The organism is Acidobacteriota bacterium (genome assembly GCA_016208495.1).
In the GTDB taxonomy this organism is placed as follows: Bacteria; Acidobacteriota; Blastocatellia; order Chloracidobacteriales; family Chloracidobacteriaceae; genus JACQXX01.
Genome location: JACQXX010000172.1, coordinates 1 through 11,722 on the forward strand (window position 1 = coordinate 1; position 11,722 = coordinate 11,722).

General features: G+C 52.1%; 10 protein-coding genes. 6 read left to right on the forward strand and 4 right to left on the reverse strand.

All coding sequences use genetic code 11. The features are described from left to right. Positions 1-686: 686 nt before the first annotated feature. From HY774_29690 to HY774_29700, 3 genes are all read right to left on the reverse strand, one after another. Positions 687-920, reverse strand: a complete 234-nt coding sequence (locus HY774_29690) for a hypothetical protein (GenBank protein MBI4752682.1) — start codon at positions 918-920, stop codon at positions 687-689. A 118-nt stretch (positions 921-1,038) separates the two neighbouring features. Continuing rightward, positions 1,039-2,400: a PFL family protein gene (locus HY774_29695; GenBank protein ID MBI4752683.1), complete on the reverse strand. Its 1,362-nt coding sequence runs from the start codon at positions 2,398-2,400 to the stop codon at positions 1,039-1,041. Positions 2,401-2,532: 132 nt separating this feature from the next. After that, positions 2,533-3,603 (reverse strand): WD40 repeat domain-containing protein, encoded by a 1,071-nt coding sequence (locus tag HY774_29700; protein ID MBI4752684.1) that lies wholly within the window; start codon positions 3,601-3,603, stop codon positions 2,533-2,535. 215 nt (positions 3,604-3,818) lie between these two features. Here HY774_29700 and lipA point away from each other — a divergent pair, with 215 nt between their 5' ends. Next, positions 3,819-4,805, forward strand: a complete 987-nt coding sequence (gene lipA, locus HY774_29705; protein ID MBI4752685.1) for a lipoyl synthase — start codon at positions 3,819-3,821, stop codon at positions 4,803-4,805. 185 nt (positions 4,806-4,990) lie between these two features. Next, positions 4,991-6,085 carry an FAD-dependent oxidoreductase gene (locus tag HY774_29710; GenBank protein ID MBI4752686.1) on the forward strand — a complete coding sequence of 365 codons (1,095 nt, stop codon included), beginning with the start codon at positions 4,991-4,993 and terminating at the stop codon, positions 6,083-6,085. 278 nt (positions 6,086-6,363) lie between these two features. Here HY774_29710 and HY774_29715 read toward each other — a convergent pair whose 3' ends face one another. Beyond that, positions 6,364-6,951: an orotate phosphoribosyltransferase gene (locus HY774_29715; GenBank protein ID MBI4752687.1), complete on the reverse strand. Its 588-nt coding sequence runs from the start codon at positions 6,949-6,951 to the stop codon at positions 6,364-6,366. A 72-nt stretch (positions 6,952-7,023) separates the two neighbouring features. Between HY774_29715 and HY774_29720 the strand changes: the two genes are divergently transcribed. The 4 genes from HY774_29720 to HY774_29735 all read left to right on the forward strand — a co-directional run bounded on the left by HY774_29720 (position 7,024) and on the right by HY774_29735 (position 11,527). Continuing rightward, positions 7,024-7,863, forward strand: coding sequence for a hypothetical protein (locus HY774_29720; protein ID MBI4752688.1), 840 nt, complete (start codon positions 7,024-7,026; stop codon positions 7,861-7,863). 73 nt (positions 7,864-7,936) lie between these two features. After that, positions 7,937-8,467, forward strand: coding sequence for a tetratricopeptide repeat protein (locus HY774_29725; protein ID MBI4752689.1), 531 nt, complete (start codon positions 7,937-7,939; stop codon positions 8,465-8,467). Positions 8,468-8,871: 404 nt separating this feature from the next. Then, positions 8,872-10,101 (forward strand): glycosyltransferase, encoded by a 1,230-nt coding sequence (locus HY774_29730; GenBank protein ID MBI4752690.1) that lies wholly within the window; start codon positions 8,872-8,874, stop codon positions 10,099-10,101. 109 nt (positions 10,102-10,210) lie between these two features. Continuing rightward, positions 10,211-11,527, forward strand: a complete 1,317-nt coding sequence (locus HY774_29735; GenBank protein ID MBI4752691.1) for a pentapeptide repeat-containing protein — start codon at positions 10,211-10,213, stop codon at positions 11,525-11,527. Positions 11,528-11,722 lie beyond the last annotated feature (195 nt).

Here is an 11,722-nt window from a genome sequence, read left to right on the forward strand (position 1 = left end):
AGAGAGCGGCGCACACCGCAACCATGGTGATTCGGAAGAGTGTTCGACCCATAAACCATTGTTTCCAGTAGACTTCAACGTTGGTGAACTCATCTACGCCCGATCTTCAGCCGGGCACGATAAGCAATTTCCAACAGTTTCGAGAATGGCAAAAGAAAAACCGACCGCCTGAAGGCGGAACTCTCAACTGTATTCACCTGAAAGTGACGTCTGATTTGAGGAAATATTCCTTGCTGACTGAAGAATAACCAACCGGCAAAGCAAGTTGGATTGCCTGAGCATAAACCCCGGCGATGGTGCAGGTGGCCAAAATAAAACCTACTTGCCACACAATAAGGCGCCCCCCCCCCTCAATTGTCAAGCTTTTTTTCAGGAGATTTCTGTTTTTCTTCAGCAGTTGGATGCAACTTTTCTCAAGATCTCGACCTGGCCGTAACTGTGGGCTTCGCACCACGGCTATTGAACTTAGGGACTGTAAAAATACAACTTCCCGTTTTTCTCGAAAGTCACCCGGAGAGATCGAATTTCAGAACAGGAAACCACGAAAAACACGAAAAACACGAAAAAGAAATCCAAAGACTTCAATGGGGTCTGAGCTTTTGTCAGGGAAAATGCCACCGAACTCAAAAGAAAATGGCTTCGACCCAAATGAAAATCGGGAAGTTGTTTTTTAACCCTCCCTTAGGCTAGAAACGGTGTTCAGACCGGGATGCCCGGTTCGATTGAGTGATTTCGAGCGATTTATCCTGAATGAGCCGGAGCCAGTCGGCTTCTTTCAGATATCCCCAGCCTTCCATGGCTTCGGCAGCCGCGTTGTAGGAACTGAACCAGTGAATTTGCCGGTTGGCTTTCGAAAGGATTTGATTGGCCAGTGAGTCTAGCTCCTGGCGTGATCGAGCCTGATGTATTTCCCGAATCATAAGTCAATGAATGAGGTGAAAGGTGTTGAAAATGGATGAGGTGGTAACTGGTGCTTGGTTTCGAAAACCCTGAACCCTGAACCCTGAACCCTGAACCCTGAACCCTGAACCCTGAACCCTAATTCCTCAGCCCCTGAATTGGCGCCGGAATTCGGCCTCCGCGATTGATGAAGCGATGGCAGGGCGTTGGATTGACCGCCATAATCGGCGCCCGGCCCAGAAGTCCACCAAATTCAACCATATCGCCAACGTTCTTGCCTGGTGCCGGAATGATTCGAATGGCCGTGGTCTTGTTGTTCATCATGCCAATGGCGGCTTCGTCGGCAATAATTCCGGAAATGATTTCCGGAGGCGTATCCCCTGGAATCGCAACCATATCCAGCCCAACCGAACACACCGAAGTCATGGCTTCCAGTTTATCAAAGGTCAGTGCGCCGGTTTTCGCGGCTTCAATCATAACGTGGTCTTCGGAAACGGGGATAAATGCACCGCTGAGTCCACCGACATAGCTTGACGCCATCAATCCACCTTTTTTCACGGCATCGGTCAACATCGCCAGCGCTGCGGTTGACCCGTGAGCGCCAGGCATATCAATGCCCATGGCCTGCAGGATTTCGCCAACGCTATCTCCGACCAGCGGTGTTGGCGCCAGACTCAAATCAATGATGCCAAAGGGAACACCCAGCCGTCTGGCGGCTTCGCGTCCGATGAGTTCACCGGCACGGGTAATTTTAAAGGCCATGCGTTTGATGACCTGAGCCAGGTCACCCAAATCGCAATCTCCAGCTGCTTTAACGGCGTGAGCTACGACACCCGGACCGCTCACGCCAACATTGACCGTGACTTCCGGTTCACCAACTCCATAAAAGGCACCAGCCATAAACGGGTTGTCTTCGACCGGATTGGCAAAGACCACAAATTTGGCACAGCCAAGGCCATGGGTTGAAGCCGTGCGAGCTGCCAGATCTTTGAGCAGATACCCAAGGCGGCCAATGGCGTCCATATTGATGCCTGCCCGGGTGGTGGCAACTGAAACCGAACCGCACAGCCGTTTGGTGACGGCGAGCGCTTCGGGTAAGGCGTCCAGATAGTGATCTTCGGCTTTGGTCGTGCCTTTATGAACCAGAGCCGAGAACCCGCCGATAAAATCAACTCCCACCTGACTGGCGACTTCATCAACCGCCTGAGCCAGTTTGACATAATTGTGGGGCTGGCAGGCAGCGCCGACATTGGCTAAAGGCGTGATGGCAAGCCGTTTATTGGCAATTGAAAGACCATATTCCTGGCCGATTTCGTTCACCGTCGGCACCAGCCGGCTGGCATACCGCAGGAGTTTTTCCTGAACGCTGGCACAAACCTGGTGAATATCGCGTCCAGCACAATCCGTGAGTGAAATCCCCATGGTGACAGTCCGGATGTCGAGATTTTCCATCTCGGTCATGCGAATCGTCTCTAAGATTTCATACTGGGAGTAGTCCATAGATGAGAGTTTCCTTTTTCAGGGCTGAGGGCCAGAAGCGCCAGGATAAGGGTTTGAGGCCCGGAGGGTCGTCGTGTAATAGCCGTGGTGCGAAGCCCACGGTCACGGCCAGCGAGATCCAAACCCCTGGCCCTAAAATTCAATCGGCCAGCATTTTACCTGCTGATCATCGCTGGCGGTGATTAAGAATGTGCCATCCGGGGAAAAAAAGACGCTTCGAACCGGTCCCGTGTGGCGAACTGGCGGCTGGACCGACTGTCGGGTGGCGATTTTCCACAATCGAACTGAGGCATCTCCGCCGCCGACCGCCAGCCAGCTTCCATCCGGTGAAAATGTCACGGCCACCAGTCCCACGCCCTGGCCGGGAAGTGTGGTTTCCGGTTTGTTTTTGGCGAGATTCCACAGACGAACCGTGCCGTCGCCACTGGCTGATGCCAGCAAGCTTCCATCCGGAGAAAACGCCACTGCCTGAACCCAAAAGGTGTGGCCTTCAAAGGTGGCTTTGATTCGGCGTTTGGCGACATCCCACACTTTGACTGTTTTATCGCGTCCAGCCGTGGCCACCCATCGTCCATCCGGCGAGAATGTCAATCCAAAGATCGAGTCAATATGTCCATCAAACAGCCCAATCTGTTGATGGTCGCTGAGGTTCCAGAGTCGCCAGGGAGTGCCAAATCCGGCTGATGCCAGCAATTTCCCGTCTGGGGAAAAGGCGACGCTGCTGACATCTCCGGGATGTCCCGTGAGTGTGGCGACTTCTTTGCCAGTGGTAAGATTCCAGAGTTTGATGGTGGTGTCACGACTTCCAGACGCCAGCCAGGTGCCATCCAGAGAAAAAGCCACTGCCAAAATCATGTCGGAATGGCCTTTGAGTTCCAACCCTGGAGCGCCAGTCTTCAAATTCCAAAGCCGAATGGCAGTATTCTGGTAATTGACAGCCAGCCAGGTGCCATCTGGGGAAAGTGCGGCGGCCACCGAATCATCTGACAGCGTCGGAAATTCAAACGCGGGGCGTGACAGTACCTTGAGTGTGGTCAGGTTTGCCCACCCGGCTGTCGGTGAGGGAGGTGTTTTCTGGCGAATTGGTGGTTTCGATTGGGAGGAAACGGGTTTTGTGGAGGTCTGCGCAAACCCGGCAATTGTGAACCAGCCCATCAGGAGCCAGAGTGAACACAAAAATGGAGTCAGACGCCGCATCAACATAAAAGCTCAGGAGGGGAAAGAGAGGCTTTCGTGGGATTCAGACATTTTGAGTTGACTCAGGTAGGCAAGTGCGCACAATGAGCGCATATTCGATATTTTTTGAGTCATCTCTTTTTAGCGCGCCCGGCACTCTGGTCGCAAGTCAGAATCTTGTCCCTTCACCCAAAAGACCAAAACGGTTGCGCACTTTTCCAGTTGCCAATTAAGATGCCCTTATGGAACGAAGAACCTTTAAACGACGTGAAATCCGACCTGAGCCCAAACCCGAGTGGTTAAAAATTCGCCTGACGGCCCGCGAGACATTTCAGGAAGTGAGCCAGATGGTCAACGACCTGACGCTCAACACGGTCTGTCAGGAAGCCCGGTGCCCCAACATTTTCGAGTGTTTTTCCAATCGAACCGCGACCTTTATGCTCCTTGGCGACATTTGTACCCGCCACTGTGGGTTCTGCGCGGTCTCAAAAGGGAAGCCCCGGCTGGTGGATCCGACTGAACCACGCCACGTTGCCGAAGCCGTCGCGCGACTTGGGTTACAGCATGCCGTGGTCACCTCAGTCAATCGAGATGACCTCCCCGACGGCGGCGCCCACCAGTTTGTCGCCACCATTCGTGAAATCAGAAATCTAATTCCCACCTGCAAAGTCGAAGTCTTGATCCCGGATTTTCAAGGTAACTGGGAGGCACTTGAGATTGTGCTGGATGCCCGCCCCGATGTGCTCAACCACAACACGGAAACGGTCAAGGCCCTGTATAAGCGCGTTCGTCCAGATGCTCACTATGCCCAATCCATGGAACTCCTTGAGCGTGCTGCTGCTCGACGTTCATCTGAATTTCCGCTGCTGACCAAGTCAGGAATTATGTGCGGCCTGGGTGAGTCTCGTGAGGAATTGCTGGAGACAATTCGGGATCTCCGTCAGGTGGATTGCGATATTTTGACGCTCGGTCAGTACCTGCGCCCAAGCCTGCGCCACTTGCCGGTTGAACGATTTTACCCACCTGATGAATTTGCCGAACTCAAGCAAATCGCTTTGGAGATGGGGTTCCGGTATGTAGAATCAGGTCCGCTCGTTCGCAGTTCCTATCACGCGCATCAACATCGGCCTGAAGAAACCGGCGAAGTTGCCGCAACGGCTCTGACCGCTGTGTCTCCTGACCCAGCACCACAACTGGTGACACTGGGGGTCATTCGGCATTCCTCGTAAGGGAAATGATAAGGGGGCTGGAACCCAGGGTTTTGGATTTCGGGATCACTAAGACCTGAGAGACCAAAAGCTTCGAAAACCCTGAACCCTGAACCCTGAACCCTGAACCCTGGTTTCCAGACCGGAACCCTTGTCCCAATCCTCAATTCGTTCGTCCATCTTCTTACAGACTGGTCACCACACATATGGAAGTTGCCGTCATCGGCGCTGGGTTAGCTGGTCTAACCACTGCCTATGAATTAAAACAACAGGGTATTGGCTGTGAAGTCATCGAAAAGAGCCGCACCGTAGGGGGCCGGATGAACTCCCGTCGAGTGGCGGACTGTGTCATTGATGATGGGGCGCAGTATTTCACGGTCAAAACCCCTGAGTTTGCCGCGTTTTTGCGCCAGATCGGGCTGGCTGACCGGCTTCATCGGCTGTCGGCGCCGGTGGTGGCATATCCTTTTTCCTACCTGGACGAAGCCCTGGCTGCCGCGCTTGAAGAAGAAGATCAGATGGCCAGTTCTGGGCTTGAATATCCGTTTCGGTACAGCTTTGCCGAAGGGATGGATGCGTTGCCGACCGCCCTGGCCGAACAGTTGGATCCAGAGCATCTGAACCTCCAAACCTATGCTGAAGGCATCCGCTGGAATGAAGACCAGCAGGTGTGGGACCTCCATACCAGGGGTGATAACACCACGCTCGGCGGCCAAATCAGCGCCCGGTCAGTCGTGATTTCCTTGCCAGCACCTCAGGCCGCGCAGTTGCTCAAGCGGAGTTTTCCACTCCCGGCACCCCTGACTGAACTGGCCGAAGCCCTGGACCAGGTGACGTATCACCCCTGTTTGACGGTGCTTTTGCGGATGATTCGGGATTACCAACTTCAAAGTATCGGCGGTTTACGAGCTGAGGATCATGCCCATCCGATTGGCTGGATGGCCTGGGTCGAGCGCCTGGTGCCAAACCGGGTTCCAGAATCCGAAACTGGACTTGTCATCCAACTCACGCCACACACCAGTGAACGGGCCATGGAATTACCAGATGATCAAATTCTGAGCGCCACCATTGGTTCATTGGAACAGGAATTTGGAATGAGTTTGCCCACCGTTCGCTGGATTCATATCAAACGCTGGCGATTTGCCAATCCGACCGGTGCCACCCTGGATCCAGCCCTACGCGAGGCGGCTGAAAAACTTGGTATCTATCTGTGTGGCGATTATTTAGAGCGGGGAAGAGTTGAGTCGGCATTTTGGTCAGGCAGGAATTTGAGCCGGCGGATTGTTGAAATGACAAGGTGACCTTTTGACAATGTGACCTTTTGACAAGGTGACAAGGTGACCTTTTGACAGGGTGACAAAGTGACCTTTTGACAGGGTGACAAGGTGACTTTGTGACAAAGTGACAAAGTAGTTGATTGACAAAATGGTAAGATTTTTGAGGTAACTCTTTCAAAGAGAATATTTAGTAGCCCAGTCACCTTGTCATTTGTCACCTTGTCACCTTGTCACCTTGTCACCCTGTCACCCTGTCACCTTGTCACCTTGTCACCCTGTCACCTTGTTACTTTGTCACCTTGTCATTCTGACATTTTCCGACTTCCGGGTTTGACGACGGCCATTCCGGCTTGACAGAGCGGGCAGGCGTCCGGTTTATAAGAGGGAATTTGCAACCGGATGAGTGCTGCCCGAGGAATCCCGAGATCAACTGGCTCACTACTGCGGTCAATGATTGAACCCACGGCAATAATCTGCGCCCCTTCTTTTTCGAGTGTCGCCATGGTTTCACGGGTTGATCCACCAGTGGTGACAACGTCTTCGATCACAATGGCACGTTCACCCGTCTCAACCTGAAAGCCACGCCTCAATTTCATTTCCGTGCCTTCGCGTTCGGTAAACAGACAGCGAACGCCAAATGCGCGGGCGACTTCGTGAGCAATCAAAATTCCCCCAATCGCTGGCGCGGCGACGAAGTCAGGTGGATCCGTCAAATGTTTTTTGAGTTCATCAGCCAAATCCTGGCCAATCTGAGTTGCGATATTGGGAAACTGCAGCAGGCGGGCACATTGCACATAATTTCCGCTATGCAGCCCAGAACTCAGTCGGAAATGACCGCTCAAGAGGGCACCAGTTTCAGTTAAAAGGTGTTCAAAATCGTGTGTTTCCATGATTTGATGTGGTCCTTACAGCAAAATTTGTGAAAACTGGCCGGAGGCCAGAGATGAGGAAAGCTTGAAGGTATGATCGCACCAGTTGGATTGGTCCAACGTCTTCGTTTGAAATTAGAAACAGCGCCGCATCCGGTTCCGCTTGAAACACTGGGCCGCGAACTCTTTTTCACGGCTAATGGTTCAGTTCAAATGGTTTGCCGATTGCTTGAACCGCTGCTCAAGGAAATTCCCGAAGCTGAGGTGTTGCCCAATGGGTGTGTGGCCTGGCTCCCGCGCAAGGCTCAGCCGATTTCATTGCGGGAAACCACCTATGCTGTGGTGGATGTCGAAACCACCGGAAGCAGCACCCGCTACGCCCGCGTCACCGAAATTGCGATCTATCGGATCGAGCGAGGCGCTATTGTCAGTGAGTTTTCCACCCTCGTCAATCCGCAAATGTTCATCCCGGAGCTGATTACCAGCCTGACTGGAATCACCAATGCCATGGTGGCCGAAGCTCCCCAGTTTGCTGAAATCATCGAACCAGTCTCCGCGCAACTCCAGGACAGCGTGATTGTCGGCCATAACGTCAACTTTGATTATTCATTCCTGAACCTGGAGTTAGCCCTGGCAGATACTCAGGTCAGATTAACCAATCCATCACTGTGCACGGTCAAACTGGCTCGGACACTGGTGCCGGGTTTGGAAAATTACCGGCTGCACACGGTGGCTGCCCACTACGGTATCGAAATTAAAGATCGTCACCGGGCTGGAGGCGATGCCTTTGCGACGGCCCGGCTTTTTCTGGAATTGATTGATTTGCTTGACGAAGCCGGAGTCCAAACCGTGTTTGACGCGCAACGGCTCAAGCGCCATAAGCGCCGGTCATATGCCTCAAGCGCACACCGCATGGGCTCAATGGTGAATTGAACCAACTGGTACCTGGCAATGAACTCCTCAAAACCCTGAACTCGAATAAAGATCAGCCATTGGATGGACGCTTATGACTGAATCAAAGAACGATACCCTGGATGCATTATGGGGGCACGGGGAAGATTCACCCGAACGTCGCCAGGCTTTTCAATACTTTGAAAAGGCATACCGTTTCCAGATGGAAGGGAAGCTGGACGAAGCGATTGAATGTTATGAAAAATCAATCGCCCGCTACCCAACCGCCGAAGCCCACACTTTTCTGGGGTGGACCTATAGTTTTAAAGGCGACCTTGACCGCGCGATTGCCGAATGCTTAAACGCGATTGAAGTTGACCCGGATTTTGGGAATCCCTATAACGACATCGGCGCCTATCTGATTGAAAAGGAAGATCCTTATTCGGCCATTCCGTGGTTGAAAAAAGCCATGGTGGCTAAACGATATGAATGCTATTACTACCCACATTATAATCTTGGGCGAGTGCGGGAAATGCAGCGACGATGGCTGGATGCCCTTCACGAATATGATGCCGCGCTCGATTATTACCCCGACTATGAATCAGCGATTAAGGCCATTCGTCGGGTGCAGGGAAAAGTCAATTGAATGAAGAACCCCTTTAGTGGCTAGTGGTTAGTGGTTAGTGGTTAGAAATCAATACTTTTCGAAAAAGAACCAGCCATCGGGTTCCGGGTTCCGGGTTCCGGGTTCCGGGTTCCGGGTTTTCGAAACCAGGAACTAACCACGAACCACGAACCACTAAGGGACTGTAAAAATACAACTTCCCGTTTTTATCGAAAGTCACCCGGAGAGATCGAATTTCAGAACACGGAAAACACGAAAAACACGAAAAAGAAATCCAAAGACTTCAATGGGGTCTGAGCTTTTGTCAGGGAAAGTGCCATCGAACTCAAAAGAAAATGGATTCGACCCAAATGAAAATCGGGAAGTTGTTTTTTAATGCTCCCTAACCACGAACCACGAACCACGAACCACTAACCAGATTCTTCATGGTTTCATTTTTTTCCTGGCTGGATTTGATTGCCCTGCCGATTGTGGTGCAGGGTTTTTTTTCGTTGCGGGATGGAATTCGCTTCCTGGAATTGTGTCGGCTGGCCCAACTGCAGCGGGGCAAAATGACTGAGGCGGAATTACCTCGGGTTGCGGTGTTTCTCCCGTGCAAGGGGGTTGACGAAGGATTGGAGCGAACGCTTTCCGTACTGGCCGAGTTAGATTATCCACGCTATGAACTCATTCTAATGGTTGAGGAACCAACCGATCCAGCCTTCCCCGTGTTATCACAATTATGCCAAAACTATCCCGAAATGATGCGACTGGTGGTTGCTGGCAAAGCCAATCACAGCGGGCAAAAGGTTCATAACTTGCTTGTTGGGGTGAAACAGGTACATCCAGAGGCGGAAGTCCTGGCTTTTTTGGACTCAGACGTTGGGATTGGTCGTGACTGGCTGCTGGAACTGGTAAAGCCGCTGGCTGATCCGACCGTGGCGGCAACGACCGGGTATCGGTGGTTCCCACTCAGTGTTGGAAGATGGCCAAATCTGCTCCGGGCAGCCTGGAATGGCTCGATTGCGACATCGCTTGGGCCCGGCAAAAACAATTTTGCCTGGGGCGGGTCAATGGCGATTCGCCGAACTGATTTCGAACAACTGGATATCGCCGGTCACTGGCAAGGTGCCGTGAGTGACGACTATGCGTTGACCCAGGCGGTTCGCAGTGCTGGTCGTCCGATTGTGTTTACCCCAACCTGTTTGGTTCCAACGCCAGGCATTACCTCGTTTCGCGATCTTTGGGAATTTACCACCCGCCAAATCATCATCACTCGCGTCTACAACCCCGGCACCTGGAAAATGGCAAGCGGCTGGTATGTTTTCTACAGTCTGGTGTTTTTGAGTTTTCTGGGGCGAAGCCTGGTGGCTGGAATGAATGGATCCTGGATATTGGCGCAGTTCATCGTGGTGTTGATATACCTGCTCAGTGTTGCGAAAAGCGCTCAGACACTGGCCGCGGTTAAATCTGTCCTACCGGCGGGAGTCCAGGCCGGGTGGCTCCGGTGGGCTGGCTATTGTTTGCTCGGGCCGTGGGTGGCGGGGTTGTTTGCCGCAAACTGCATTCGGTCCTGGTTTACTCGGACGATTGTTTGGCGTGGAATTGGGTATGAACTCCGCTCAAAAACTGAAACTCGAATCTTTCACCCCCCAGCCGGCGGCTCGACAAAATGAACAAATTTGAGTCGAGGTTTCTTGGCGAACCTATATGATTGTGATAAGTTGCTGAAACTCAACCCAAAGTCCTGGTCTCAAGTCCACCTCATCTTCTTTCCTTTTATCTATGGTCAACACTGCACATCTGGAAGTGCTTTTCAGTTCTGAATGGAACGAGTGGCGTACTCACAATGAAGGGGTCATTCCAGACTTTACCTCCGCCAACCTGTCTGGAAAAGATCTGTCGGGGCGGGATTTACGCGGTGCTGATTTTACTAATGCCGATCTCACAGGTGCCACACTCGCCACCGCCAATTTCAATAAAGCCCTGTTTCGAAACACGAAACTGTTAGCCGTGGATTTGACGCGGGCAGTCCTGACCAATGTCAATTTAACGGGTGCTGATTTGCGTCAATCCGTGCTCAAGGGAGTCAATCTTTCGACTTCAACGCTCAATAATGCCAACCTTGAATCCGTAAACCTCGAAGGCGCCAATCTCGAAGGCGCGTCGCTGGAAGCAGCCAATTTACGTGACACCAATTGCAGCCGGGCCAACTTACGTCGGGTGTATCTCAAGGGCTCTGGGTTTGACGGCGCCATTTTTGAAGAAGCCGACCTTCAGGAAATTGCCTTTGATTACTTGCGCCTTCCCGGCGCCAATTTACGCGGAGCAAACCTGACCGATAGCAGCCTGAAGTATGCCGATTTCCGCGACGCTGATTTGCGCCGGGCGAAGCTCATTCGGGCCAAGCTGGTTCAAACCAATTTCTCCGGCGCCAATTTATCGGGTGTTGACTTTGAAAAAGCTGACATCCTGGAAGCCAATTTTGACCTGGCGTGGCTCACTGACGCGCAATTTGTCGGCACCCGGTTGGAAAAAGTCAGTCTGGTCGGCGCCGTTATCAAAGGGGCTAACTTTGAAAAGAGTAAACTCAACGCCAATATGACCGGCATGGATTTGCGCGTCGCCAAATTTGCTGGTGCCACCTTCGGCGGATCCAATTTGTCCCAGGTTGATATGCGCCGGATGAGTTTACCAGGAGTGAGTTTCAAAAATTCGCGTCTGGTGGATGCCCGAATGGCCGAGATGAACCTGGAAAATACCAGCTTTGAGGATGCCGAGTTAACTGGTGCTTCAATGCGTGGCGTCAATCTCAATAACGCCAACCTGAATGGGTCAACCATGGCCCTGGCTGATTTGACCGCTGCCTCGCTCCTCAATGCCCGCCTGCAGGAAGTCAAGCTCGAGCGCGCTGACCTGCGCTTTGCCAAACTCAATAAAGCCAATCTGGAACGGGCAGACTTGACCCGCTGCAATTTGACCGGGACTGATTTCACCGATGCCAACCTTGCCAATACCAACTTTTGGGCAGCCAAAGTGAAAAATGCAAAACTGGACGTCGGGTTGAAGTGGAAATTGTTGTTTCTGATGTTTCGATATTGAGGAAGTCAGTAGTCAATAGATGATAAGTCAGTAGTCAGTAGTTGATAAGTCAGTAGTCAGTAGTCAGTAGATAAAACCCAGATCGTTGAATTCATCGAATTCTTGAAAAGAATTGTTCCTAACTGACTCAAATAGAACCAAATCCACTTGACACAAGTCCTCAAATCCCCACACTCGACTACTGACTACTGACTA

What these genes read in the sequence shown, in the direction of transcription:
- HY774_29690 (MBI4752682.1), bottom strand. Translation starts at nt 920, where the DNA reads ATGATTCGGGAAATACATCAGGCTCGATCACGCCAGGAGCTAGACTCA.
- HY774_29695 (MBI4752683.1), bottom strand. Translation starts at nt 2,400, where the DNA reads ATGGACTACTCCCAGTATGAAATCTTAGAGACGATTCGCATGACCGAG.
- HY774_29700 (MBI4752684.1), bottom strand. Translation starts at nt 3,603, where the DNA reads ATGTTGATGCGGCGTCTGACTCCATTTTTGTGTTCACTCTGGCTCCTG.
- lipA (MBI4752685.1), top strand. Translation starts at nt 3,819, where the DNA reads ATGGAACGAAGAACCTTTAAACGACGTGAAATCCGACCTGAGCCCAAA.
- HY774_29710 (MBI4752686.1), top strand. Translation starts at nt 4,991, where the DNA reads ATGGAAGTTGCCGTCATCGGCGCTGGGTTAGCTGGTCTAACCACTGCC.
- HY774_29715 (MBI4752687.1), bottom strand. Translation starts at nt 6,951, where the DNA reads ATGGAAACACACGATTTTGAACACCTTTTAACTGAAACTGGTGCCCTC.
- HY774_29720 (MBI4752688.1), top strand. Translation starts at nt 7,024, where the DNA reads ATGATCGCACCAGTTGGATTGGTCCAACGTCTTCGTTTGAAATTAGAA.
- HY774_29725 (MBI4752689.1), top strand. Translation starts at nt 7,937, where the DNA reads ATGACTGAATCAAAGAACGATACCCTGGATGCATTATGGGGGCACGGG.
- HY774_29730 (MBI4752690.1), top strand. Translation starts at nt 8,872, where the DNA reads ATGGTTTCATTTTTTTCCTGGCTGGATTTGATTGCCCTGCCGATTGTG.
- HY774_29735 (MBI4752691.1), top strand. Translation starts at nt 10,211, where the DNA reads ATGGTCAACACTGCACATCTGGAAGTGCTTTTCAGTTCTGAATGGAAC.